General features: G+C 70.1%; 26 protein-coding genes and 1 pseudogene. 11 read left to right on the plus strand and 16 right to left on the minus strand.

Going from position 1 to position 22,925, the window contains the following annotated elements:
- Positions 1-179: 179 nt before the first annotated feature.
- The 6 genes from ABZ490_RS50210 to ABZ490_RS50235 are packed head-to-tail and all read right to left on the minus strand — an operon-like array spanning position 180 to position 4,823.
- Complete coding sequence (locus ABZ490_RS50210; protein WP_359007094.1) at positions 180-1,223, minus strand: LLM class flavin-dependent oxidoreductase; 1,044 nt, start codon at positions 1,221-1,223, stop codon at positions 180-182.
- Complete coding sequence (locus tag ABZ490_RS50215; protein ID WP_359007097.1) at positions 1,220-1,438, minus strand: tautomerase family protein; 219 nt, start codon at positions 1,436-1,438, stop codon at positions 1,220-1,222. The genes ABZ490_RS50210 and ABZ490_RS50215 overlap by 4 nt, the downstream gene beginning before the upstream one ends.
- A gap of 1 nt (position 1,439) precedes the next feature.
- Complete coding sequence (locus ABZ490_RS50220) at positions 1,440-2,930, minus strand: aldehyde dehydrogenase (RefSeq protein ID WP_359007100.1); 1,491 nt, start codon at positions 2,928-2,930, stop codon at positions 1,440-1,442.
- The gene (locus ABZ490_RS50225) at positions 2,923-3,654 is read right to left on the minus strand and encodes an alpha/beta hydrolase (RefSeq protein ID WP_359007103.1); all 732 of its coding nucleotides are present in this window, start codon (positions 3,652-3,654) and stop codon (positions 2,923-2,925) included. Before ABZ490_RS50225 ends, ABZ490_RS50220 begins: the two co-directional genes overlap by 8 nt.
- Before the next feature lie 6 nt (positions 3,655-3,660).
- The gene (locus ABZ490_RS50230) at positions 3,661-4,212 is read right to left on the minus strand and encodes an amino acid synthesis family protein (protein ID WP_359007106.1); all 552 of its coding nucleotides are present in this window, start codon (positions 4,210-4,212) and stop codon (positions 3,661-3,663) included.
- Positions 4,209-4,823, minus strand: coding sequence for an amino acid synthesis family protein (locus ABZ490_RS50235; protein ID WP_359007109.1), 615 nt, complete (start codon positions 4,821-4,823; stop codon positions 4,209-4,211). The genes ABZ490_RS50230 and ABZ490_RS50235 overlap by 4 nt, the downstream gene beginning before the upstream one ends.
- Positions 4,824-5,057: 234 nt before the next feature.
- Between ABZ490_RS50235 and ABZ490_RS50240 the strand changes: the two genes are divergently transcribed.
- From ABZ490_RS50240 to ABZ490_RS50250, 3 genes are all read left to right on the plus strand, one after another.
- Positions 5,058-5,483: an ester cyclase gene (locus tag ABZ490_RS50240; RefSeq protein ID WP_359007112.1), complete on the plus strand. Its 426-nt coding sequence runs from the start codon at positions 5,058-5,060 to the stop codon at positions 5,481-5,483.
- A gap of 49 nt (positions 5,484-5,532) precedes the next feature.
- A complete protein-coding gene (locus ABZ490_RS50245; protein ID WP_359007115.1) occupies positions 5,533-6,036 on the plus strand; it encodes a flavin reductase family protein in 504 nt (167 codons plus the stop codon).
- 96 nt (positions 6,037-6,132) lie between these two features.
- Complete coding sequence (locus tag ABZ490_RS50250) at positions 6,133-6,774, plus strand: GntR family transcriptional regulator (RefSeq protein ID WP_359007160.1); 642 nt, start codon at positions 6,133-6,135, stop codon at positions 6,772-6,774.
- Positions 6,775-6,804: 30 nt separating this feature from the next.
- On the opposite strand, the gene ABZ490_RS50255 is transcribed toward ABZ490_RS50250, so the two are convergent.
- Positions 6,805-7,170 carry a VOC family protein gene (locus ABZ490_RS50255; RefSeq protein ID WP_359007117.1) on the minus strand — a complete coding sequence of 122 codons (366 nt, stop codon included), beginning with the start codon at positions 7,168-7,170 and terminating at the stop codon, positions 6,805-6,807.
- 353 nt (positions 7,171-7,523) lie between these two features.
- Here ABZ490_RS50255 and ABZ490_RS50260 point away from each other — a divergent pair, with 353 nt between their 5' ends.
- Positions 7,524-8,684, plus strand: a complete 1,161-nt coding sequence (locus ABZ490_RS50260) for a glycosyltransferase family 2 protein (RefSeq protein ID WP_359007120.1) — start codon at positions 7,524-7,526, stop codon at positions 8,682-8,684.
- Positions 8,685-8,745: 61 nt separating this feature from the next.
- A complete protein-coding gene (locus tag ABZ490_RS50265; protein ID WP_067251292.1) occupies positions 8,746-8,931 on the plus strand; it encodes a hypothetical protein in 186 nt (61 codons plus the stop codon).
- Positions 8,932-8,937: 6 nt separating this feature from the next.
- On the opposite strand, the gene ABZ490_RS50270 is transcribed toward ABZ490_RS50265, so the two are convergent.
- Together ABZ490_RS50270 and ABZ490_RS50275 are read right to left on the minus strand one after the other, a co-directional pair.
- Positions 8,938-9,660: an alpha/beta hydrolase gene (locus ABZ490_RS50270; protein WP_359007124.1), complete on the minus strand. Its 723-nt coding sequence runs from the start codon at positions 9,658-9,660 to the stop codon at positions 8,938-8,940.
- 202 nt (positions 9,661-9,862) lie between these two features.
- Complete coding sequence (locus ABZ490_RS50275; RefSeq protein ID WP_359007127.1) at positions 9,863-11,263, minus strand: hypothetical protein; 1,401 nt, start codon at positions 11,261-11,263, stop codon at positions 9,863-9,865.
- A gap of 93 nt (positions 11,264-11,356) precedes the next feature.
- Between ABZ490_RS50275 and ABZ490_RS50280 the strand changes: the two are divergent.
- From ABZ490_RS50280 to ABZ490_RS50295, 4 genes and pseudogenes are all read left to right on the plus strand, one after another.
- Positions 11,357-11,461 (plus strand): annotated as a pseudogene (locus tag ABZ490_RS50280) (ABC transporter); the annotation flags it as partial.
- A gap of 140 nt (positions 11,462-11,601) precedes the next feature.
- Positions 11,602-12,072, plus strand: a complete 471-nt coding sequence (locus ABZ490_RS50285) for a VOC family protein (RefSeq protein WP_359007130.1) — start codon at positions 11,602-11,604, stop codon at positions 12,070-12,072.
- A gap of 225 nt (positions 12,073-12,297) precedes the next feature.
- Positions 12,298-13,503, plus strand: coding sequence for a cytochrome P450 (locus tag ABZ490_RS50290; RefSeq protein WP_359007133.1), 1,206 nt, complete (start codon positions 12,298-12,300; stop codon positions 13,501-13,503).
- A gap of 358 nt (positions 13,504-13,861) precedes the next feature.
- Entirely contained in the window at positions 13,862-14,920 is a 1,059-nt protein-coding gene (locus ABZ490_RS50295) for a type III polyketide synthase (protein ID WP_359007136.1), read from the plus strand.
- Between the two features lie 96 nt (positions 14,921-15,016).
- Here ABZ490_RS50295 and ABZ490_RS50300 read toward each other — a convergent pair whose 3' ends face one another.
- The 7 genes from ABZ490_RS50300 to ABZ490_RS50330 form a co-directional block, all read right to left on the minus strand.
- Positions 15,017-16,306 carry a M23 family metallopeptidase gene (locus tag ABZ490_RS50300; RefSeq protein WP_359007139.1) on the minus strand — a complete coding sequence of 430 codons (1,290 nt, stop codon included), beginning with the start codon at positions 16,304-16,306 and terminating at the stop codon, positions 15,017-15,019.
- Between the two features lie 413 nt (positions 16,307-16,719).
- On the minus strand, positions 16,720-17,070 hold the full coding sequence (locus ABZ490_RS50305; RefSeq protein ID WP_359007142.1) for a MerR family transcriptional regulator: 351 nt from the start codon (positions 17,068-17,070) through the stop codon (positions 16,720-16,722).
- A gap of 564 nt (positions 17,071-17,634) precedes the next feature.
- Positions 17,635-17,949 (minus strand): SCO5918 family protein, encoded by a 315-nt coding sequence (locus ABZ490_RS50310; protein WP_359007145.1) that lies wholly within the window; start codon positions 17,947-17,949, stop codon positions 17,635-17,637.
- A gap of 47 nt (positions 17,950-17,996) precedes the next feature.
- The gene (locus ABZ490_RS50315) at positions 17,997-18,344 is read right to left on the minus strand and encodes a CBS domain-containing protein (protein ID WP_359007148.1); all 348 of its coding nucleotides are present in this window, start codon (positions 18,342-18,344) and stop codon (positions 17,997-17,999) included.
- 45 nt (positions 18,345-18,389) lie between these two features.
- Positions 18,390-19,883 (minus strand): DEAD/DEAH box helicase, encoded by a 1,494-nt coding sequence (locus ABZ490_RS50320; RefSeq protein WP_359007151.1) that lies wholly within the window; start codon positions 19,881-19,883, stop codon positions 18,390-18,392.
- Between the two features lie 232 nt (positions 19,884-20,115).
- Entirely contained in the window at positions 20,116-20,319 is a 204-nt protein-coding gene (locus ABZ490_RS50325) for a cold-shock protein (protein WP_189725621.1), read from the minus strand.
- A gap of 1,162 nt (positions 20,320-21,481) precedes the next feature.
- The gene (locus ABZ490_RS50330; RefSeq protein ID WP_359007154.1) at positions 21,482-21,826 is read right to left on the minus strand and encodes a hypothetical protein; all 345 of its coding nucleotides are present in this window, start codon (positions 21,824-21,826) and stop codon (positions 21,482-21,484) included.
- Positions 21,827-22,091: 265 nt separating this feature from the next.
- Between ABZ490_RS50330 and ABZ490_RS50335 the strand changes: the two genes are divergently transcribed.
- Both ABZ490_RS50335 and ABZ490_RS50340 read left to right on the plus strand, forming a co-directional pair.
- Positions 22,092-22,496 carry an IS5 family transposase gene (locus ABZ490_RS50335; protein WP_359007157.1) on the plus strand — a complete coding sequence of 135 codons (405 nt, stop codon included), beginning with the start codon at positions 22,092-22,094 and terminating at the stop codon, positions 22,494-22,496.
- Positions 22,493-22,925: transposase (locus tag ABZ490_RS50340; protein WP_359007163.1), on the plus strand; the 433-nt coding region annotated here is incomplete at its 3' end. The genes ABZ490_RS50335 and ABZ490_RS50340, both read left to right, overlap by 4 nt.

Below are 22,925 nucleotides of genomic sequence, written 5' to 3' on the forward strand. Positions count from 1 at the left end.
CTGCGAACTCGGCTTCCCGTGCCGCTCGCTGTCGGGAATGTGATCGACACCGAACGGCTCGACCTTCGTGACCGCACTGCCGTAGACCGGCGTCGAAGCATCATGCGTCATTGCGTGCTCCTGGGGACAGGGTGCTACAGGGGTACTACGGGGGTACTGCGGCGGTACCGCAGGGGGACTTACTGGAACGCCGGGACGACTTCCTTGATGAACAGCTCCAGCGACCTGCGCTTCTCCTCGTGGGACAGGCTGGTGTCGATCCAGAAGCTGTACTCGTCGACGCCGAGCTCCTGGTAGGCGCGCAGCCGCTCGATCACCTCGGCGGGGGTGCCGATCATCGCGGTCCGGTGCAGCGACTCCGGCGTGAACTCGGGGCGGCCCTCGAACTTCGACTCCGGGCTGGGCGGCAGGAAGCCGTTGACCGGGGTGGCCTGATTGCCGAACCATGCGTCGAAGGTCCGGTAGAACCGGCCGATCGCCTCCGCGGCCGGCCGCCAGCCCTCGGGCTCGTCGGGGGAGTGGACGTGGGTGTGCCGCAGCACCATCAGCTCGGGCCGCGCCACCTCGGGATGGTTGGCCACCGCGGTGTCGAACTTCCGCTTCAGGTCGACGACTTCCTCGTCCCCCTTCATCAGCGGGGTGACCATGACATTGCAGCCCTGGGCGACGGCGAAGTCGTGGGAGTCGGGGTCGCGGGCGGCGATCCACATGGGCGGGGTGGGCCGCTGGATCGGCTTGGGCACGCTCGTCGAGGTCGGGAACTGCCATATCTCGCCGTCGTGCGCGTAGTCGCCCTGCCACAACGCCCGTACGGCGGGCACGAGTTCGCGCAGGTGCTTGCCGCCGTCCCGGGCCGAGAGCCCGCCCGCCAGCCGGTCGAACTCGAACTGGTAGGCGCCGCGGGCGAGTCCGACCTCCATCCGGCCGTTGCTGATGACGTCCAGCAGCGCGCACTCACCGGCCGCCCGGATGGGGTTCCAGAACGGGGCGACGATCGTCCCGGCGCCGAGCCGGATCGTCGAGGTCTGCGCGGCCAGATGGGCGAGGAGCGGGATCGGGCTCGGGGAGATCGTGTACTCCATCGAGTGGTGCTCGCCGATCCACACGGTGCCGAAGCCGCCCGCCTCGGCCATCAGGGTCAGCTCGGTGAGATTCTCGAAGAGTTCGCGGTGGCTGACCTCCTCGTCCCAGCGCTCCATGTGGACGAACAGCGAAAACCTCATGACTGCGGCTCCTCGGGTGATGCGGTGGCGTCCATCTCGGTGAGGGTCACGTCACCGGTCGCCCAGTGGGACCGGGGCACCTCGTGGACGACGACACGGATGTACTCGGGCTTGGTGTTCGTGGTGCGCAGGACCGCGGTGTGCACTGCGTGCAGCAGGGCCCGGATCTGCTCCGGGCTGCGGCCCTCGGCGAGGGTGATGGCGACCTGGGGCATGTCAGCTCCGCATCGTGAACGGGTCGGCCACCGGCTCCTCGCTGGTGTTGATCCACACGCTCTTCAGGCGTGTGTACTCCTTGATCGTCTCGGTGCCGTGCTCGACGCCGACACCGCTGGTCTTGAAGCCCTGCCGCGGCGACATCGGGGACATGGCCCGGTAGGTGTTGACCCAGACGGTGCCCGCGTCGAGGCGGGCCGCCATCCGGTGCGCGCGGGAGAGGTTCGTCGTCCAGACACCGGCCGCGAGACCGTAGTCGGTGTCGTTGGCGAGCCGTACGACCTCCTCCTCGGAGTCGAACGGCATGACGGCCAGCACGGGTCCGAAGATCTCCTCCCGGACGACCCTCATGTCGTTGTCGACGTCCACGAGGATGGTCGGCTCGTAGAAGTAACCGCCGAGCCCGCCGCCGTCCGTGGGGCGTCCGCCGGTCAGCACCCGGGCGCCCTCGCTGCGGCCGAGGTCGACATAGCCGGCGACCTTGTCGCGCTGGTCGGCGAAGGCCAGCGGGCCCAGCTCGGTCGCCGCGTCCAGGGGATCGCCGATGCGGATGGTCCCGGCCCGCTCGGCGACCCGCTCCAGCAGCTCGTCGTAGACCGACCGGTGGGCGAAGACCCGGCTGCCCGCGATGCAGGTCTGTCCGGCGGCGGCGAAGATGCCGGCCACGACGCCCATCGCCGCGTTCGCGACGTTCGCGTCCTCGAAGACGATGTTGGGGGACTTGCCGCCGAGCTCCAGCGTGGAGCCGACGAACCGGCTCGCGGTCGCCGCGGCGATCCGGGCGCCGGTGGCGGTGGAGCCGGTGAAGGAGATCTTCGCCAGGTCGCGGTGGTCCACCAGCGCCTGTCCCGCCTCGGCCCCGAACCCGGTGACGACATTGACCGCGCCGGGCGGGAAGCCCGCCTCCAGCGCCAGCTCGGCGAGCCGGACGACGGTCGCCGAGGTGTACTCGGACGGCTTGATCACCACGGTGTTGCCGGCGCACAGGGCCGGGGCCAGCTTGCTGCTGGTCAGTGTCAGCGGAGAGTTCCAGGGCGTGATCGCCCCCACGACCCCCAGCGGCTCGCGGGCCGTGTAGTTCAGCACCTGACGGTCGGAGGTGGGGATGAAGTCGCCGTGGATCTTGTCGGCGAGCCCCGCGTAGTAGTGGTAGTACTCCGGCAGGGTGGCCAGCTGCCCCCGCATCTCGCGCAGCAGCTTGCCGTTGTCCTGGGTCTCCATCCGGGCCAGGTCCTCGGCGTTCTCGGCGATCAGCTCACCGAGGCGGCGCAGCAGATGCCCCCGGCGCGTCTGGCTCAGGTCGCGCCAGCGCGGGTCCTCGAAGGCGCTCCGCGCGGCCGCGACCGCCCGGTCGATGTCTCTCGCGTCGCCGCGCGCCGCCCGGTAGAGGACCTCGCGGGTGGCGGGGTTGGTGCTCTCGAAGTACTCGCCCGACGCGGGCTCCACCCGCGCCCCGCCGATGAAGTGCTGCAACGTGGTGAGGTCAGACATGAGCACACTCTCCGAGGAAGGTGGTGAGGGAGCCGACCAGCGCCCGGGGACGCTCGACGGGCAGCATGTGACGCGTCCGGGGCACGACCACCGCCCGGCAGTCGGGCAGCGCCGCGGCGAGCCGGCGGGTCATCTCGGGCGTGGAGCCGGGGTCGTCCTCCCCCGTCACCGCCAGAGCGGGTACGGCGATCCGGCCGAGGTCCGGGGCGAGCTCCGCGTCCGCCGTGGCGAACACCCGGTAGCAGCCCAGGAAGGAACCGACGTCGTTGGCGAGCAGGGTCGCCGCGGTGCGGGCCACCCGGTCGGCGCCGACGTCCGTACCGTCGTACCACCGCTTCAGGGAGGCGGCCGCGCTCGCCGCGAAGTCGGCCTCGGCGGTGCGCAGCCGGGCGAGGACGGAGTCCCGCTCCTCGGGGGTGCGCGCGCACACCGAGCCGACCGAGGTCAGGGTGGCCACCTGTGCGGGCCGGTGCAGCGCCAGGTGCTGGGCGACCAGCGCGCCCAGGGAGAATCCGACGAGGTGCGAGCCGGCCGGGATCCCGTCGGCGACGCCGTCGGCCAGGTCGGCGAGGGTCACCCCGTCGCGCACCGGCGGGCGGGTGCCGTGGCCCGGCAGGTCCGGGGTGATCACGGTGAAGCGGTCGGCCAGGAGCGCGGCGACCGGCTCCCACATGGTGTGGTCGAGTCCGACGCCGTGCAGCAGGACCACGGTCGGCTGGCTCATGCGCACCTACTGTTCGGTCGTGAGCGGCGCGAGGCGCTGCTGGGGGCGTCCCTGAGCGGCGGCGGCGAGCGCGACGACGATCTCGTTCGGATGCGGGGCGTCGCTGACGCGGACCTCGAAGCTCTGGTGGTGCGAGCGGATCGTGGCATCGGTGATGTGCTTGAGCGGGATGTCGAAGACCACGCCGGCCGGGCCGCGCTTCTCGACCGCGGGCAGCAGGGTGGTGGCGTTCGCGGCCTTGCGGAAGTGGTCGCCGAACCTCAGGGTGTGGATCAGCGCCGAGCCGTGCTCGATCTCGCCGTCCAGCCCCACGATGGCGGCCTTGCCGTAGGCCTCGGCGGGCGCACCGAGGGCGTCGAGGACCGCGGGGGCGAGCAGCGCGCCGAGGTCGGAGGCGTGGCGCTCGATGCCGGGGCCGAGATCCTCGACGAAGCCCTGACCGGCCCAGGGGTTCTCGATCACCGCGGCGACGACGGCGATCCGGGCGGGGCGGGCGAGTTCCCGGCCGCCCTCGGTGTGGATCTCCTCGACGACGGTCACGATCCTGCGGACGCTCATGAGGAAACAACCTCCAGGGTTTCGGTGGTGACGACGGGGTCGGTCAGCCGGTCCCCGATCCGGGGATGCGGACGCGGGCCCGTGGAAGCGGCCGCGATCACGACGATCTCGTCCGCGCGCGGCCCGTCGGAGACCCGGGCGCTGATGGTCTGGTAGTGGCTGCGCGTCGCGGCATGGGTCTTGTGCCACAGGGGGATGACCAGCGACTCCCCGGCCTCGGCGCGCGTGTCGGCGAAGCAGATGATGGACTCGCCCTGGAGGAACTCTCTCACCAGGTTGCCGAAGTACGGGGTGTGGATGAGCGCCCCCGCGTGCTCGATCTCGCCCGCCGTGCCGACGATGGCGGCCTTGCCGAACGACTCGATCTCGTCCACGCCGCCCAGGGAGGTGATGAGCCGGTCGGTCAGCAGCCTCGCGAGCGCCGGTGCGATGCGGGCCTGCTCCGGGTTGAGGTCGGCCGAAGGACCGGACCCCAGCCAGGGATTCCGTACGACCGCGGCGACACTCGCGCGCCACGCGGGTCGCGCGGGCACCTCGCCCGCCTCGGTCAGGACGACGTCACGGTAGAGCACGAGCTTGCGGAGACCGATGCTCTCGTCAGTGTGTTCCAAGCTCTCTTGCATGGCACAGGACGATAAGCATCCCCCGGCAAACCGGTCAAGGGTTCCTGCCGGAATGGGCTCCGGATGCCGGTCGGGGTCGACGCCAGGAGCCCATTGAATGCCGCTTGACGTGCGTGTTCATGGGACCTTCGGGATCGGTTGAACGATCCTCCGCCGCCGGACCCTTGACGCTCCCTCGGTGACATGCCTTACTGCTTCTTGTATGCCAGGGAAGGGGAAGAGATGGCGCACACCGAAGCCCACCGGGAACGCATCGAGAAGGCCTGGGCCGGGGCCTGGGAGCACGGAGACGTCGACGCGCTCGACGCCCTCCTCAGCCCGGCCTACCTGCGCCACGGGACGGACCCGCACCCGCAGGACCTGGACGCCTTCAAGGCGTCGATCGTCTCCACGCGCGCCGCGTTCCCGGACCTGACCACGGTCATCGACGACCTCGTGATCGAGGGCGACAGGGCCGCGATCCGCTGGCACAGCAGCGGAACGCACGTGAACTCCTTCCTCGGCGTCCCGCCCACCCACCGGCGCGTCGACATCAGCGGCGCCACGTTCGCCCGCTTCGAGGGGGACCGGATCGTCGAGGAGCACGTGACCTGGGACCCCCGGGCGCTGCTCGCGGCGCTGGGCATCATCAGCGTGGGACAGGACTGACGGCCGGCGTGGGACAGGACAGACGACCAGGACGACAAGGAGCACCCTCATGACCGCGCTCGCCTCCACCCCCGACCTCGACGTGATGAAGCGGGTGAACCGGCAGTTCGTCACCGGTGTCACGGTGGTGACCGCGATGGACGGGGAGACCCCCAGGGGGCTGGCCGTCAACGCCTTCTCCAGCATCTCGCTCGACCCGCCCACGGTGATGGTGTGCGTGCAGCACACCTCCTCCACCCATGACTGTCTGTTCCGGGCGGACCACCTCGCGATCAACATCCTGTCCACCGACCAGCTCGACGTCGTCGGCATGTTCGCGAGCAAGTCCGCCGACAAGTTCGCGGACCTGGACTGGGAGAGCGGCCCGTACGGCAGCCCCCTGCTCGCCCGCAGCAGCGCGCGGATGGAGGTGCGGATCCGCGAGCGCCTCCGGGCGAGCACGCACACGATCTTCATCTGCCGGGTGGTGCACGCGTCGGTCACCGACCTGCACCCGATGGTCTACAGCGCGGGCAGGTTCTTCGACGGCGGGGCACTCACGTCTCTGGGATGATCCGCGGGGCGGTACGGGAGAAGGGCAAGGGAGAAGGAGGAGCGGCCGGTGAAGCGCACGCACGGCGAACCCAGGCGCGAACCGAAGAACGGCTCGATGCAGGCCACGGTGATCGCCGAGATGCGCCGGCGCATCATCAAGGGCGATGTCGAGCCCGGATCCGCCCTCTCGGAGGCCGCCCTCGCGGAGGAGTTCGGGGTGAGCCGTACGCCCGTGCGCGAGGCCCTCAAACAGCTCCAGACCGAGGGGCTCGTCGAGATCCGGCCGCGCGTCGGGACGTTCGTCACCATCCCGTCCCGCCGTGAGATCACGGAACTCTTCGAGATGAAGGAACTCATGGAGGGCGCGGCCGCCCGCCTCCTCGCCCAGCGCGGCCGCGTCCCGGAGATCGACGCGCTCGAACGGAATCTGCGCGAGGCCGACGAGGCGGTGGAGCGGGACGACCGGGAACGGTACGCGGAGCTGGTCCAGGAGTTCCACGACCTGCTCCTGGCCGGCTCCGACAACAGCAAGCTCCAGGCCCACTACCGGGTGCTGATGAACCAGCTCGCGTACCCCCGGCTGGTGAACACCTCGCTCAGCCAGCCGGGCCGCGCCCTCCAGTCCGACCGCGAGCACCACCTCGTCCTGGAACTGATCCTGGAGAAGGACGGCGACAGCGCGGAACGCGTCATGCGCGAACACGTCAGGGCCAGCCGCCGCGCCCTGCTGGCGGGCCTGCCCCTGCCCGGGCGGTGACCCGGCCGACCTGACCGTCGTGCCGGGAGCTCAGGAAGCCGGTTCCTGAGGGCGTCGGCCGAGGACACAGAACTCGTTGCCCTCGGGGTCCGCGAGGACGACCCACGACTGCTCGCCCTGGCCGATGTCGACGTGCCGGGCGCCATGGGCCACGAGACGGGCCACCTCGGCGTCCTGATCGTCCGGTACGAAGTCGAGATGCAGCCGGCTCTTGCCCTGCCTGGGCTCGTCGAGCCGGACGAACTCCAGCCCCGGGAACCGGTCCGGCGCCGGGCAGATCGCGAACTCGTCCTCGGAGGAGTGGACCACCACCCAGCCGAGCGCCTCGGCCCACCACCGCCCCAGACCCGCCGGATCCGCCGAGTGAACGATCACATGCCGCCATTCCAAGGTCATCGGGCGAGCGTAGACCGGCAGGCTCGGAGAACGCAGGCGGTTTTTTTGCGCGGGCGCGGGGCGCGGGCGCGGGGCGCGGGCACGAGGGGCGTGCGCAGAAGATGCGCGCCCTTCTCTCGCTCCCCAGTCCTCCCCAAGGCCTCCGTACGCCCCTCCGTCACTCTTCCGGGACCGTAACCGGCGCCTCAAGAATGGCCCTTCGTGCCGCCGCTCGTCGCAGTGGTGGTGGTGTCCGCTCCCGGCCGGGGAAAGCCGGCACCGGGCAGCAACAGGCAAGCGGACGGCCCGAAGGCCGTCGCGGAATGAAGCGGCACTCATGCCGCGGGGGGCAACACCACACCATGTCCGACCACATGACCACCGCCATCCCGACGCGCGGAGGCCGGCGCGCACACGGCTCCCACCGGCGCCGGCTGGTGACCCAGGCGGCGTCCTCGCTGCTGGAGACCGCCGTGATCCTCCCCGCCCGCAACGAGGAGGCCGGCGTCCTGTTGGCGCTGGAGTCACTGGCCGCGCAGACCACACCGCCCGACCTGATCGTGATCGTCGTCAACAACTCCTCCGACCGGACCGAGGAGTTCGCGCGTGAGTTCGCCGACCGCCCGGGCGTACCGCGCACCGTCGTCTTCAACCTGCCCGACAACCCGCACAAGAAGGCCGGCGCCCTCAACCACGGCATCGGCTGGCTGAACAGCACTCCCGGCGGACTCGCCGCCGCCGCGAAGTACCTGCTGGTCATGGACGCCGACACGAGTCTGCACCCCAAGTTCCTGGAACGGGCGCGCAACGTCATGGCGTCGGACCGGCGCGTCGGCGGACTCAGCGCGACCTGCCTCGGCCGCACCGGCCTGTGGAAGAACCTCTGGCAGCGCTACCTGCTGGGCATGCAGATCATGGAGTACGGCCGCTACGCCCGCGGCCGCTACCGCTTCGGCATCCACAGCATGTCGGGCGCCGGCTCCTTCTACCGCACCGAGGCGCTGCTGAGCATCCTGCGCTGGCGCGGCGAGGTGTTCTGGGAGGACCACGCCAACCTGGTGGAGGACTACGAGACGACGCTCGCGCTGAAGGAGGCGGGCTGGAAGGTCACGGCCAACCAGCACTGCATCGCGTACACCGACCTGATGCCCACCCTGCGGGAACTGATCGGCCAGCGGGAGCGCTGGGGGCGCGGCACGGTGGACACGCTGCGCCGCCGCGGCTGGACGAAGCACACCTGGTTCTCCATCACGAGCATGGTGCTCGGCTTCGCCGGCTTCCTCTACACCCTGGGCTGGCTGGCCGCCTGGACCGGCGTGATCGCGAGCAAGGGCTTCGTCCTGGATCCGGCCTGGCTGTGCCTGGTCGCCTTCTGGATCGTGTACGCCGCCTTCCGCACCCGCCATCTCGGCTGGAAGGGCGTCCTGGTGGACGTCCTGATGCTGCCGGGCCTGGTCTTCTCCACCGTGCGCGCGTACTGGTTCGTCACCTCGCTGGTGAAGTCGTACGCCACCGGCGTCTCGGCCTGGAAGTGACCGCTTCCCACCGACCCCGCCCCTCCCACCCGACCGACAGGTCACCGAAAGGAACACGATCATGAACTACCTCAGCGGCACCGGCACCGGAATCGTCGCCGGGGCCGCCTCCCTCGCGGCCACCGGCACCTCGTCCACCACGGACCTGATCATCGCGGCCAGTCTCGCCCTGGTCCTGGGGGGTCTGACGACCTACGCAGCGGCCGTCCGCCGGCGCCGTCACGACGCCAGTGCGGCCGGCCACTGACCCGCACTACTTCAGATGCCGGTCCAGGAAACGGCAGCCGTCCTCCAGCTCGAACCAGGGGGTGCCGGTGTGCCCTCCCCGGTTGGCGTGCAGGGTCTTCTCCTCGCTGCCGAAGGCGTCGAACAGGTCCAGGGCCCGTTGCCGGGGGTTCCCCTCGTCGTCCCACTGGAGCAGGAACAGCAGCGGAACGGTGACCTGCCGGGCCTCCTCGCGCTGGGCACGGGGCACGTACCCCCCGGCGAAGAAGCCGGCGGCGACGATGCGCGGCTCGGTCACCGCCAGCCGGATGCCGAGGGCTGTCCACCCGCCGGAGTACCCGACCGGGCCGTCGATCCCGGGCAGGTCGAGGAGGGCGTCCAGGGTGGTCCGCCACTCCGGGACCGCGTTCTCGACCAGCGGGCCGATCAACGACTCGAAGATCTCGTCGACCGGCTCACCGGCCCGCATCGCCCGCCGCAGCTCGGCGCGGGCCTGCTCGTCGGCGGCGGAACGGGGGCGGTCACCGCAGCCGGCGGCGTCGATGGTGGCCACCGCGTAACCGCGCGCCGCGGTGTAGCGGGCCCGGGCCACCAGCCGGGGGTCCGCCTTGGGCAGGCCGTTGTTGTGGGACATCAGGACCAGCGGGGCCGGTGCGGACCCGGGCGTCCACAGGGTGCCCGGGATCTCGCCGAGGGTGAATTCGCGTGCGAGGACGCCGTCGTCGAGGCGCTGCTCGGAAGTGAAGCGCATGGTCGTGCCTTTCGGGAGTGCGCGTGAACGGCGCTCCCGGACGACCTATCGCCCGACCGTGACCCCGGAGGGGAGCACCCATGTCGATACTGCGTTCACGGGTACCACCTCCTCGTTCTCTCGCACGGCCTCCGGGAAGGTAGCAGCGGCCGCCGCGGCCCGCCAACAGGTTTTCGGGGTCCCGGTTCCCGGTTCCCGGGGCTCAGTCCACGGTGAAGAAGTAGTCGTAGGGAGCCAGCTGAACACCGGAGCGGGTGGTCGCGTGGACGGTGAGGTCGTACCAGCCGTCCGAGGCCGGCGTCCAGTCGATGCCCGCCGTGTGGTCGGTGTCCGCGGGGACCGTGACCTCCGGGGTGCCGTCGTTGAAGGTGTACGTGTAGCTCACGACGTCCTTGACCTTCGGCGCGAACGTGAACGTGCCCGGGACCCCGGCGCCGCCGCCCGAACCGTTCTCCGGGTAGGAGTCCGAGGAGACGGTGGGAGTGGTGTCGTACCCGATGCTCCACCATGCCGCGTCGCTGACCCAGCCGTTCGCGCTCCTGCTGGTCACCTGGAGGTTCCCGCCGTCGGCGCCGTCCACGGCGAGATCCACGGTCGCCGTGCCGTCCGCCCCCGCCGCGACCTCGAACGGCTTGTCGTCCTGTACGCCCATGGTCCGCACGGAGTAGCCGACGACCGGGCTCTTCGCCTGGAGCTCGGGGTCGGGACGGAACGTGAACGTGGTCGGCTCACCGAACTCGGGCTGCGGGACGGCCGGGGTGACGGTGGGCGCCGTGGAGCTGACGTAGAAGCGGTAGCTGGTGATCGCCGACCCGGTGTGGGCCCGGTCCAGACTGCGCACCCACAGCGTCATCGGACCGGAGCCGGTGGGCGGGACGAGACGGAGCGTGGCCGAACCGCCGAGCGCGTCGGCACGCTGGAAGTACCTCGTGTCGGCATACGGGTCGACGGGCTGCGGGATGCCGTGGTCACCGATGTTCGTGCCGATGACCGGCAGGTCCTGCTGCCAGGAGAACTCGAACCCCTCGACGTCTTCGACACCGCCCGAGCCCAGCGTGAACTCGACCGGCTCGCCCCCCTTGTTCCACCCGTCCGGCGGGTAGTTCGGCGAGGTGACGGTGGGTGCGTTGGCCGGGCGGGTCCGGTCGGCCGTGACGTAGCAGGGGGCCGTCCAGTCCGAGACCGCGGTCCCGACCACGGTCTGCGCCTGCCACGCGTAGGTCTGCCCATCGGCGAGCGCACTGGCGGGCAGGGTGGCGGGAGCCTCGAAGCCGGGCGCGACACGGTCGCGGGTGACCGTCGTGATCTGCGTCGGGTCGGCGACCGGCCAGACCTGGTACCGCACGCCGACCAGGGGGTTGCCGGTGGTGTCGGTGATCCCGGGGATCCCCTCGACGACGAGACCCTCGCCGGTCCACCGGTACGAGGGCCGGCTCGCGTCGGTCGAGCAGTGCCGGTATCCGTCGAACAGCTGAGTCGGCGTCAGGGGCACCCCGCCGGCCGCGCTCGCGGGTGTCGTCGCGGCGGCCAGTAACAGGCCCGATGCGCCCAGAGAGGCGAGAACCGCGCGGGGTCTCGCGCCGAAGAACTTGGACGTGGTCAAGTGATCCCTCCCGTTTCGAGTGCCCGCACCCGGTGTGTCGATGCGCACTGATGTGCGAGCGGCGGGGGGATCGTACTGGGGCGCCGCAGACCGACGCATGAGGATTTAAGGCTCCTCGTGGCGGACCTGCACCACCTGCCCCGCACCGAGGGCCGGCGCACCGCCGCCGCCCTGCTGGAGCGCTTCGACCTCCTCGACCGCCTGGACTCCGCCGCCGTCGAGGCCGACGAACTCATCGTCCACACCGGCCCGTGGGGGCCGACGGACCACCGATGAGTTCCGCCGCCCGGGCCGGTCTACAGGACGTACGCCATCGAGACGCCGACTGGAGCCCCGCCATGACCCCTCCCGCACACCCCGGCCGCATGCTGTTCGTGAACCTCCCCGTGAAGGACCTCGCACGCAGCAAGGCCTTCTTCGCCGAGCTGGGATTCACCTTCAACCCGCACTTCACCGACGAGACCGCCGCCTGCATGCTGGTCGGCGAGCAGGCTTTCGTGATGCTGCTCAGCCGCGAGAAGTTCGCGGAGTTCGCGCAACTGCCGATGGCCGATCCCACCACGCACACGCTGGCGCTCTACTGCTTCAGCGTGTCGTCCCGCGACGAGGTCGACACGGTCGGCGCCGCCGCACTCAAGGCGGGCGGCTCCGAGGCGGACGGCGCGGAGGACCTCGGCTTCATGTACTCCCGCAGCTTCTACGACCTCGACGGCCACGGCTGGCAGGTCATGTGGATGGACCCGAAGGCGGCGGAACAGGGGCCCGAGGCGTCCGAGGCCTCCCCGCAGAGCACCGGGTCCCCGGCCTGACGGACGGGCCACGACGGACGGGCCACGACGGACGGTCGGTGGCGGACGGGCTGTGGCGCCGGTGCCCGGTGCCCGGTGCCCCAGCCCCTGCCCCCGCCCGGGCCCGGGACCGCTTAGGCCGATCGGCCGGAGGGGTGCGTGTCTGCGCGGGTGATCGGGCACCCATGTCCTGTCCGGCCCCGGGCATCTTCGAGCCACTCATCAGACCCCCGTCGGGAGCCTCGCATGGAACCAGCCGCCGTCTCGAGGAACTGTCCGTTCGACTACGCCGAGGCGCTCGAGTTCGACCCCGTGCTCACGTACCTGATGACGGAGGAGCCCGTCTCCCGCATCCGGCTGCCCCACGGCGACGGCGAGGCCTGGCTCGTCACGGGCTACGACGACGTCCGCACGGTGACCACCGATCGGCGTTTCAGCCGAAGCGCCGTCATCGGCCGGAACTTCCCGCGCATGACCCCTGAACCCATCGTTCAGGACGAGGCGATCAACGTGATGGACCCACCGGCCAGCAGCCGCCTGCGCAGCCTGATCTCCAAAGGCTTCGCCCCCCGCCACATGGAACGCATGCGGGTCCGCACCCAGCACGTCGTGGACGAGCTGCTGGACCGGATGGAGGAGCACGGTTCTCCCGCGGACCTCACCGAGCACCTGGCGGACCCCCTGCCCCTGGCCACCATCTGCGAGGTCCTCGACATCCCCGAGGCGGACCGCGCCCGACTGCGGTCCCACGCCCGGACCATGATGGACACCGGCGTCGACAACCGCGCCGACGCCGTCCGGGCCAAGGCCGATCTGCGCGCCTACTTCGAGAAGCTGACGGCGCACCGGCGGCAGAACCCCGGCGAGGACCTGATCAGCACCCTGGCCATGGCGCGTGACGGCGATGAGATCCTCAACGACCGGGAACTGGCCGTCATGGCCATGGTCCTGCTCATCACCGGCCAGGACACCACCACCTACCAGATCGGGAACATCGCCTACGCCCTGCTCACCCGTCCCAAGGAGCTCGCCATGCTGCGCTCCGATCCCGGGATGCTCCCGCAGGCCATCGAGGAACTGCTGCGCTTCATCCCGTTCCGCAAAGGCGTCGGCATCCCCCGCGTCGCCACCGAGGACGTGGAACTGAGCGGGGTGACGATCCGCGCCGGGGACATCGTGCACGTCTCCTATCTGACGGCCAACCGTGACGGCCGGAAGTTCGACCGCCCGGACGAGCTGGATCTGGAACGCACCGGTCCGTCTCACATGACCTTCGGCTGGGGCGGACACCACTGCCTCGGCGCTCCGCTCGCCACCACGGAACTGCAGGTCGCCATCGGAAGCGTTCTGGAGCGCTTCCCCGACCTGAGGCTCGCCAAGCCCGCCGAAGAAGTGCGCTGGAACAGGACGTCGATCTGGCGCTATCCGCTCGCCCTGCCCGTCCTCTGGTGACCGCGGCGGCACCGGTGCCGAGACCGGCAACATGCCTGGTCGACGACCTGGGCCGGCCCGCTGTGCCGCGCGCTCGACATGCGACGCCCACCCTCCCGTCGTAGCGTGGGTCGGACGGCTGATCAAGCCGTGGCGGATCACCTTCCGCCCCAACGGGGAGAGCTTGAGTCTTCGACATCTGCCCCGACCGTGCCCGTGCCAGGGGTATCGAGACCGGCGCCGGAGCCCACCACAGATCGGTTCGCACCGCTTTCGCGCGGACGGATCCGGGTGGCCGCCGCCGGCAGACGAACAGCCCGTATCCGGCCAGGGCCCGGCTCTGTGGACCACGTCCGACCACGTCCGCGGGAGGCATTCCATGGCGGTTCTCTGTAAGCCGGCCATCCAGGTACCCGAGTACGTCATCACCAACGAGGAAACCCTCGAGCTGGCACGACGGTTGCACGGCGACCATCCGCAGCTCGAGCTGATCCTCCGCCTGATCGAGCACACCGGGGTGCGGAAGCGGCATCTGATCCAGCCGATCGAGAAGGTGCTGGAGCACCCGGGATTCGACGCCCGCAGCGCCACCTACGAGGCGCACACCAAGGCCCGCGTTCCGGCCGTGGTGCGCCGGGCGCTCGACCACGCGGAACTGGAGCCGCAGCAGATCGACATGATCGTCTACGTCTCCTGCACCGGCTTCATGATGCCCCCGCCGACCACATGGCTCATCGGCGAGATGGGCTTCCGGCCGGAGACCCGGCAGATGCCGATCGCCCAACTCGGCTGTGCGGCGGGCGGCGCGGCCATCAACCGGGCACACGACTTCTGTACGGCGTACCCCGACGCCAACGCGCTCATCGTCGCCTGCGAGTTCTGCTCGCTGTGCTACCAGCCCACCGATCTGGGCGTGGGGTCACTGCTGTCCAACGGCCTGTTCGGCGACGGAATCGCCGCGGCCGTGGTCCGGGGCAACGGTGGCACCGGGATCCGCCTGGAACGCAACGGCTCGTACATCATCCCCGACACCGAGGACTGGATCTCCTACGCCGTCCGGTCCACGGGGTTCCACTTCCAGCTCGACAAGCGCGTGCCCGGCACCATGGAGCCGCTCGCCCCCGTTCTCCAGGCGGTCGCGGAACAGCACCAATGGAACGCCAGCAAGATGGACTTCTACATCATCCACGCGGGCGGCCCGCGCATCCTGGACGACCTGAGCCTCTACCTCGACGTGCCACCCGAGGCGTTCCGCTTCAGCCGCGCCACGCTCACCGAGTACGGGAACATAGCCAGCGCGGTCGTACTCGACGCCCTGGCACGCCTGTTCACCGAGGCATCGGCCCTCGACGGCCACCGCGGCCTGCTGGCCGGCTTCGGACCCGGCATCACGGCCGAGATCTCCCTGGGCACCTGGACTTCGGAGGACGAGTCCTGACGCGTGACGCGGACGCTCGCACCCCGACGACGAAGGGCCGGCCCGGGAGGAAACCCCTCCCGAGCCGGCCCTCACTGTCGACCGACGGGTGTCCGGTCAGAACTTCAGCACCTCGCGGTCGAGCGGATACTGCGCACGGTGCAGGCCGTCGTACGGCGAGCGCCTGATCGGCAGGACGCCGGTCGGCTGCAGCCCCAGGTTGTCGTCCCAGATCCGTGGTGCGACGTGCCCGACGACGCGGAACCGCCGGAAGGTGAACGGCGGACTGTCGGTCGGGAAGAACGCGGCCGTGGTCATCACCTGGAAGTGCAGATGCGGCGTGGTCGAGTTGCCGCTGTTGCCGATCCGCCCGAGGACCTGGCCGGGCGCGACCCGGTCGCCCTCCCGGACCCTGAGCGAGCCGGGGTGCAGGTGGGCGTAGAGCAGATAGCGGCCCGGCGCGACTTCCAGGGTGACGTGGTTGCCGACGGTGTCCTGGATCGGCGGGATGGGCGGCGCGTGGGGCGGCGTGTTGTCCGGGAGTCCGTCCTGGACTTCCACCACTCTGCCCCCGGCCGCGGCCACGACCGGCTGACGGTAGCTCAGGTAGCTGGTGAGCCGTGCGGGGTCGCCTTCCCAGGTCTGGCCGCGCCTGCCGACCCGGTACCAGTCGATCGCGAAGCGCTGCGGCACGTCGAAGCGGCCGTTGATCGGGGCGAGGCCGCGCCGGTGGTGGGTGTTGCCGCAGCACGACTCGCTGGAGTACCAGGTGCCGGGGCGGACCGGCGGACGCAGGTTCAACGGCGCGGCGCGGGCGGTCCGGGTGACCTGCACGGTCTCCTTGAACGCGGAGGGACCGGAAGCGGCCAGGACGGCACCCGAGAGACGGTGTTCGAGGACCTTGGGCGCCGGCCGCCCGCGCTCGAGGGCCAGGTCGAGCCAGATGATCCACTGCTGGGAGCCCTGGATGACGGTCGGCGTCGGCGCCGGAGGCGCCGGGGTGTAGCCGTCCGCACCCGGCAGCGGGTCGCCCACCGGATTGGCGGCCTGCGCCAGCGCCCGCCCGCGCAGCGAGCCGATGACCCGGTGCGTGCGGGCGTCCCGGACGTCGACCCGGTCGAGCCGCACCGGCGTGCGGGTGGACAGGGCGCTCGTGGTGAGCAGTTCGTACGAGAGGTGCGTCCTGCCGTCCGTGGCGACGAACGGCGTCGGCCTGGTCAGCACCGCCGCCGTCAGCGGCGTGAACTGTGCGCCGGACGCCGGAGCGGGCACGCCGACTCCGTGTCCGGGTCCCGCCGAGGCCACCAGCATGCCGGCCGCCAGCACGGCGGCGGCGAGCCCGCGGAGCAGCGGGCTGCGGCCAGTGCGGTTGCGGCCAGTGCGGTTGCGAGGGTCGCGCTCTGCCATTGCGCTCTTTCCTTCGTCGGATCCGGGGCCGCGAAGCACACCGGCACGCCCCGCGCCGAGACGCACGCCCATGTAATCCGCCGACGCACCACTCACCGCGGACGTCACCGGAGCCAGACACCGAACTACACCCGTCCAGCCGCAGAACCACGGCTTCCTCGCGTCACGGCAGCTTCGGGACGAGGAGTGGGACGGGATCCTTGCCGGGGGCTGCTCGACGCTGCTGCGCAGTGCTGTTCCACCTGGTCAGCAGCGAAGCGGCTGCGCACTCCCCTCCAGGCCGGCCCACTCGGGCGGGATCGGGGTGCGCGGCTGCGGGGTCGACGACGCGGGCATCAGGCGTGGCCGCGGCCTGGTGCCGCCCCTGCCCGGCGGCCGGATCGCACGGCATTCCCCCTGCCTGCGCCAGGTGGTCAACTCGGATCGTGACGGGGACGGTCGGCCGCTTCGTTCGCGGCACGGCGGTACTCGGCGTTGATGCGCTGAGCCTCCTCGAGCTGGTCCTCGAGGATGACGATGCGGCAAGCAGCCTCGATCGGGGTTCCCCTGTCGACGAGCTCGCGGGCGCGGGCGGCGATCCGAAGCTGGTAGCGGGAGTAGCGGCGATGTCCGCCCTCCGAGCGGAGCGGAGTGATCAGACGAGCCTCACCGATGGCTCGGAGGAAGGCCGGGGTGGTGCCGAGCATTTCGGCGGCCCGGCCCATGGTGTACGCGGGGTAGTCGTCGTCGTCCAGACGACCGTGGAGTGGAGTATCTGCTGCCATGTCACCTCGTTGTGCAACGCGTCGAGGGGCCCTGGTGCCGTACGGCACCAGGGCCCCGAAGGGAATTCAACACCATCTGTCGGCGCTGATGCTCTGCCGACCTTCTGTTTCCGCTACCCGGCCCTGCGAGGGGAGGGGTGCGGGGATCGCGGCTGCGTGACCGGGGACCACCATCCATTCCGGGGTCTTGCGGTACCCGGACCGAGAGCGTCCCGGGCCGGGCGATCCTGATGGCGTCTGCTCTCCCTCCTTTCTCATGACCGACCACTTGGTGAAGGGGTGTGAAGTTACGTACCGCTACCCGCCAGTTCGTGTCTGCCGGGTCTCACTTGACCGTGTCAACGAGAAAAAGACTAACCGTGCTAGGGGTCGATGTCTACTCTGACAAAGATAGATTTTGGCGCTCAGGGGCCACAGGTCTCCTGTGGCCTGTGATGACGGGTGGAACACCCCTCCGCTCGGCCAGGAGCTTCGTAGGGGCGGCGGCGATACGACGGTGAGGGCCCTGCCGACGCGTGTCGGCAGGGCCCTCACCGGGTCCTCGATGGCGGTTTCCGCCTGTGTTCACACCTTTGGGGTGGCGGTGCCTCCGAGCAGCGCCGAAGCGGTCCGGAGCGGAGCGGGGACGCACACCGGCGCGGTGTCGGGGTGGGCGTGGCAGGTGAAACCGAGGCTGGTCATGGCCCGGACGACTTCGCCGCTGGTGAAGTCGCGGCGGTCCTGTCGGGTGATGACCTGGCCCACTTGCTTGACCGGGTAGCGGCGGCGGCCGATGGTCACGGACTCACCCGCGACGAGCTCGGGAGTGATGCCCTTCATCGAGGCCAGCACCCCGTTCTTGGTGAGCTCGAACGGGTACCGGGCGATGACACAGCGCATGATGCCTCACAGAGGAGAGGGAGAATGGGCCGAACGGGTGAGGCGGATCAGCGGGCGAAGGCGAGGACGCCAGAGGTCCGGCCCTGCTCCCCGACGGCGTCGGGCCGAGTACCGGGCGCGGTGAACGGTCCGTCCAGGATGTCCCGTAGACGGATCCGGTCCGTGTAGGTGGGGCTGCCGCGGAGAACGGCGAGCCGGGCCAGGGTGATCAGGCCCGTGCTCTGGTCGTCCCCGTCACACAGGACGAGGTGATCGACACGGGCTCCGGCCATGAGGGACAGAGCCACCTCGACCGTCATGTCGTCACGGACCCGAGGTCCGGACATGTCCCTGTCGTCCACCACGGGCTTGGGGGAGCGATCCGCTGCCTGGTGCTGCGCCTGAGCCGTCGTCATGGGTGCCTCCTACCGGAAGGGATGGGCTGGTGATCACAGGCGGCTCTAGGCGGCCGAGCCGAAGCGGGGCTGCCGCTGCGCCTTGCGGCGCGCCGCCTCGCCGACGGGCCGGACCTGTCCGGCGTGGCCCCTGCGGCCCCGACGGCCCCGGGACGAGGAAGACGCGCCGCGGGGACGGTCCGCGTCCGGCGCGGCGATGACGACCGGGACACCGGAAGGGGCCTGGGCACCTGTGATGCGGCTCAACTCCGCCTCGCCCGACCGCACCCGGGCGATCCGGGGGGTGATGCCCGCCGCAGTCATCAGCCGGCTCATGCCGCGACGCTGATCAGGGGTCACCAGGGTGACGACGCTGCCGGACTCGCCCGCACGGGCCGTACGACCGCCCCGGTGCAGGTAGTCCTTGTGGTCGCTGGGCGGATCCACATTGACGACCAGGTCGAGGTTGTCGACGTGGATCCCGCGCGCCGCGACGTTGGTGGCCACCAGGACCGTCACATGTCCGCTCTTGAACTGGGCCAGGGTCCGCGTGCGCTGCGGCTGGGACTTGCCACCGTGCAGGGCCGCGGCGCGGACACCGTTGCTCAGCAGGTGCTCGGTCAGCCGGTCCACCGCGTGCTTGGTGTCCAGGAACATGATCACTCGACCGTCCCGCGCCGCGATCTCGGTGGTCGTCCGGTGCTTGTCCGCGTCGTGAACATGGAGTACGTGGTGCTCCATCGTGGTGACCGCGCCCGCTGACGGGTCGACGGAGTGCACGACCGGATCCGTCAGGTAGCGGCGGACCAGCAGGTCGACGTTGCGGTCCAGGGTGGCCGAGAAGAGCATCCGCTGCCCGCCGGGACGTACCTGGTCGAGCAGGGCGGTGACCTGGGGCATGAAGCCCATGTCGGCCATCTGGTCGGCCTCGTCGAGGACCGTGACGGCGACATCGTTCAGCCGGCAGTCGCCCCGGTCGATGAGGTCCTTGAGGCGCCCGGGCGTCGCGACGACCACCTCGGCCCCGGCACGCAGCGCACCGGCCTGCCTGCCGATGGACATCCCTCCGACGACGGCGGCCATCCGCAGGCCCACGGAGCGGGCGTACGGAGTGAGCGCGTCGGTGACCTGCTGGGCGAGCTCGCGGGTGGGAACGAGGACCAGGGCGAGCGGCTGCCGTGGCTCGGCCCGCCGCCCCGCCGTACGGGCCAGTACGGCGAGGCCGAAGGCGAGGGTCTTGCCCGAGCCGGTGCGGCCACGGCCGAGTACGTCACGACCGGCCAGGGAGTTCGGCAGGGTCGCCGCCTGGATCGGGAAAGGTACGGTCACGCCTTCGTGGCCGAGCGCGGCCAACAGGCGTGCGGGCATGGCGAGATCGGCGAACGACCCGACGGCGGGCAGCGCGGGTGTGATCGTTTTCGGGGGCGCGAACTCGCCCTGTACAGCTCGTCCTGGCTGTCGACTTCCGTAGGTTTTGGAACGGCGCGGACCACCGGAGCGGTTGGCGCCTGCCCCTCCTCCGAAGCGGTCATATGTGCGGGATGTGCGGGCACGCTGCATGCGGAACCTTCCTTGAGGGGCACGTAGCAAGGAATTCCCGCAGTGGACGAGCGGCGCAGAGAATTTCGAGACGAGCCAAATTCGATGTGGGGCGAGTCGGAGCGACGGGGAATGTTTCACCGGGTCGGTGATGTGGTGGAGCCTTCCCGTCGCGCGCCCTGAAAAGCAGCGAGCTGGGGCCCGCACCCCAGAGGTGCGGGCCCCAGCTGCGAAGTCTGCGTCAGCGCAGGTGTCAGGCGGGAACGATGTTCTCGGCCGTCGGGCCCTTCTGGCCCTGAGCGATGTCGAACGACACCTTCTGGCCTTCCTGCAGCTCACGGAAGCCCTGGGTGGCGATGTTCGAGTAGTGGGCGAAGACGTCGGCGCCGCCGCCGTCCTGCTCGATGAAGCCGAAACCCTTTTCCGCGTTGAACCACTTCACGGTGCCAGTGGCCATGTCATTTCTCCTTCGGAGACGGTGTCAGGAATTCGCCCTGTGCGAATTCCGTGTCGCCGTGATGATTACCCCGTCGGAAATGAACCTTCTGGCAACCACACCTGCAACTGAGATCGACAGTAGCACGGTGCGACCGGCCTTGCGCGGTCGATAATTCCGAGTCGGTCGACCGTTGAGGAATACTGGCCGTACCCGGTGCCTATTTCTCATGTCGCGGACACAGGTATTGCTCTTCGCGGGCGCGGTTTTTCCTGCCGTGCACTCCCGCCCACAGCCCTGCGGCCTCCTCTGACGGGAGATGCGCCGCTGCCACCGTCGTCAGCGGACGGCACAGCGCCGAACGCGCCGAAACTCCACTGTCGCGAGGAAGGTCACATGCCCCGCGAAGAACGCGACGGCCGGTGGCCGGCAGGCAGTCGGACGCGACCGCCCGCACCCCCGCAGCGGATGCCGTCATGGGTCAGCGAGGCAGGGGCGGGAGTCCTGTGCGATGTCCAGTCGACGCTGATCAGGCCCGCGTCGGGAAGACGGACCTCCTCACGGAGCGTCGCTCAGCTGACCTCGGGACTGTTGCGTTCGACCACCCCATACAGGCTTCGGAGAATTGCTTTGCTGTCGGCGGCGGTCAGCATCCGCGTGGCTGCTCCGGCCGGCTCGTCGGGCGGGACGACCAGCAGTTCCCAGCGTCCCGTGGTGCTGCAGTCCAGCGTGATGGCATGCGCTTCGCCGGCGAGGTGCTCTGGACCACCTCGATCACGGGGCCGGGCGCCATCACCTTCCGCGGGGCATCGGGCCAGGACGCGGGGTGCACGGTGACCCGTGACGCGTGCGCCTGCCGGGCTGCGGTCGGCGCCCGCCCGGACCGTGGCGGGTCTCCCGTCCGTTGCCAAGGAGAACCACGTCACCCAAGGCAAGTTCGAGTGCGCCGCCTGCGGGTTCGGGGAGCAGTCCGACACAGTGGGCGCGCTGAAACTATTGATCCGCAGCGTTGTTCAAGCGGCTGATCGGTGGCTGGCCTGCGAGTGCGGTGCGGCCGCGGTGGAGACGGTGCGCGATTACGGAGCCAGAGCCCTCAGCTTGGGAAGCTGCGGAACTGTGGGGCTTGTTGAGGCGATGACCTGGGCGTACGGCTGGGCGGCGGTCGCGGCGGGGTGGGTTGTCTTCACCGTGACTCCGCGTTGTTCCCCGCTGGATCTGGTGCGGTTGTGGTACGGGCTCCCGGGCCCGGCTTTCTGGCAGCCACCCATCCCAGCCCAACGACGATGACGGCCGGCGCGAGGCTCAACACGTCGGACAGGGCCACGATCGGGAAGGGGGCGCTCAAAGCTCGGGGGAGCTTGCCCAGTGCTGCGACACCCATGACGAGGGGAAGCCACACCCGGAAGAAGCGGAAGCGGAAGACGTCTGCTCCGCGGCGTACCCGCTCTTGCTCCACGAGGCGCCAGTACGCGGCGGCCACGAGGGAAAGGGCGCCGATGCCCACGATGCCCCAGGTCAGTGCTGCCACGATTCCCCCACCAAACCGCATGTGCCGTGCTGCTGAGCGTCGGCGCTCCACCCGATGGTGACACGCGGTGCTCCGGTGCGAGAGTGCTGTGCACGTACAGGGCTGAACGGCGCTGAATGAGACGGAGAAGTGCTCCCGGCTTCAGGGCCTGAGCCGGTTCTGCTGCGCGAGGGTGGGGGAGAGGCAACCCCCGACTAGAGGATGCGGCATCCGCGTGGCACTAGGGTCCGTCTTCAAAGATCATCGGGTGGGAGATCATGGCGGGGTGATACGCCGTCATGAACTCACCGATCAGGAGTGGGAGTTACTCGCTCCGCTGATACCTCGGGCTGCCACAGGGCGACCGCGCGTGGAGGACCGGCAGGTCGTCAACGGGATGGTCTACAAGATCCGCACGGGGATCTCCTGGCGTGACCTGCCGGAACGCTACGGGCCGTGGAAGACGGTCTACACCCGCTTTCGCCGTTACGCCCTGGACGGCGTGTTCACCCGGGCCCTGCAACAGATTCAGGCCCGGGCTGACGCGGCCGGCGACATCGACTGGCTGGTCCAGATCGACTCGACCATCGTCCGTGCCCACCAGCACGCCGCCGCGACGGGGCGAAAAGGGGGAGACATCGGCAGGACGAACCGGACGATCACGCCCTCGGCCGATCCCGCGGAGGTCTGACCACCAAAGTCCACCTCGCCTGTGACGGCAAGGGCCGCCCGCTCGCGATCCTGCTGACCCCGGGGCAACGCCACGACAGCATCTGCGCACGCCCGCTCCTGGAACGCATCCGAGTCCCCCGCACCGGAGCGGGCCGACCACGCTGCCGGCCCGACCAGGTCATCGCCGACAAGGCCTACAGCTCCCGCGGGTTCCGCGCCTACCTGCGTAAACGCGGCATCGCACACACCATCCCGGAGAAGACCGACCAGCAACGGCACCGCCACAACCGCGGCCGCCAGGGTGGCAGACCACCAGGTTTCGACCGGGCGGCCTACCGCCGACGCAACATGATCGAGAGGAGCAAGCCAGACTGCTGTCATAGTCGTGACTTGGCTTCACTGTCGCTGTTCTCCTTCATCGTTTTGGATTATTGCGGTCTTCTGGTGG

Origin of the sequence: Streptomyces sp. NPDC005811, assembly GCF_040630405.1 — a bacterium.
Classification (GTDB): Bacteria; Actinomycetota; Actinomycetes; order Streptomycetales; family Streptomycetaceae; genus Streptomyces.

Excerpts from the sequence above, each read along its gene's own strand:
- ABZ490_RS50300 (WP_359007139.1), bottom strand. The coding sequence starts at position 16,306 with ATGGCAGAGCGCGACCCTCGCAACCGCACTGGCCGCAACCGCACTGGC.
- ABZ490_RS50220 (WP_359007100.1), bottom strand. The coding sequence starts at position 2,930 with ATGTCTGACCTCACCACGTTGCAGCACTTCATCGGCGGGGCGCGGGTG.
- ABZ490_RS50290 (WP_359007133.1), top strand. The coding sequence starts at position 12,298 with ATGGAACCAGCCGCCGTCTCGAGGAACTGTCCGTTCGACTACGCCGAG.
- ABZ490_RS50210 (WP_359007094.1), bottom strand. The coding sequence starts at position 1,223 with ATGAGGTTTTCGCTGTTCGTCCACATGGAGCGCTGGGACGAGGAGGTC.
- ABZ490_RS50285 (WP_359007130.1), top strand. The coding sequence starts at position 11,602 with ATGACCCCTCCCGCACACCCCGGCCGCATGCTGTTCGTGAACCTCCCC.
- ABZ490_RS50240 (WP_359007112.1), top strand. The coding sequence starts at position 5,058 with ATGGCGCACACCGAAGCCCACCGGGAACGCATCGAGAAGGCCTGGGCC.
- ABZ490_RS50320 (WP_359007151.1), bottom strand. The coding sequence starts at position 19,883 with ATGCAGCGTGCCCGCACATCCCGCACATATGACCGCTTCGGAGGAGGG.
- ABZ490_RS50305 (WP_359007142.1), bottom strand. The coding sequence starts at position 17,070 with ATGGCAGCAGATACTCCACTCCACGGTCGTCTGGACGACGACGACTAC.
- ABZ490_RS50295 (WP_359007136.1), top strand. The coding sequence starts at position 13,862 with ATGGCGGTTCTCTGTAAGCCGGCCATCCAGGTACCCGAGTACGTCATC.
- ABZ490_RS50245 (WP_359007115.1), top strand. The coding sequence starts at position 5,533 with ATGACCGCGCTCGCCTCCACCCCCGACCTCGACGTGATGAAGCGGGTG.
- ABZ490_RS50325 (WP_189725621.1), bottom strand. The coding sequence starts at position 20,319 with ATGGCCACTGGCACCGTGAAGTGGTTCAACGCGGAAAAGGGTTTCGGC.
- ABZ490_RS50310 (WP_359007145.1), bottom strand. The coding sequence starts at position 17,949 with ATGCGCTGTGTCATCGCCCGGTACCCGTTCGAGCTCACCAAGAACGGG.
- ABZ490_RS50230 (WP_359007106.1), bottom strand. The coding sequence starts at position 4,212 with ATGAGCGTCCGCAGGATCGTGACCGTCGTCGAGGAGATCCACACCGAG.
- ABZ490_RS50315 (WP_359007148.1), bottom strand. The coding sequence starts at position 18,344 with ATGACGACGGCTCAGGCGCAGCACCAGGCAGCGGATCGCTCCCCCAAG.
- ABZ490_RS50255 (WP_359007117.1), bottom strand. The coding sequence starts at position 7,170 with ATGACCTTGGAATGGCGGCATGTGATCGTTCACTCGGCGGATCCGGCG.
- ABZ490_RS50225 (WP_359007103.1), bottom strand. The coding sequence starts at position 3,654 with ATGAGCCAGCCGACCGTGGTCCTGCTGCACGGCGTCGGACTCGACCAC.
- ABZ490_RS50270 (WP_359007124.1), bottom strand. The coding sequence starts at position 9,660 with ATGCGCTTCACTTCCGAGCAGCGCCTCGACGACGGCGTCCTCGCACGC.
- ABZ490_RS50250 (WP_359007160.1), top strand. The coding sequence starts at position 6,133 with ATGCAGGCCACGGTGATCGCCGAGATGCGCCGGCGCATCATCAAGGGC.
- ABZ490_RS50265 (WP_067251292.1), top strand. The coding sequence starts at position 8,746 with ATGAACTACCTCAGCGGCACCGGCACCGGAATCGTCGCCGGGGCCGCC.
- ABZ490_RS50260 (WP_359007120.1), top strand. The coding sequence starts at position 7,524 with ATGACCACCGCCATCCCGACGCGCGGAGGCCGGCGCGCACACGGCTCC.
- ABZ490_RS50215 (WP_359007097.1), bottom strand. The coding sequence starts at position 1,438 with ATGCCCCAGGTCGCCATCACCCTCGCCGAGGGCCGCAGCCCGGAGCAG.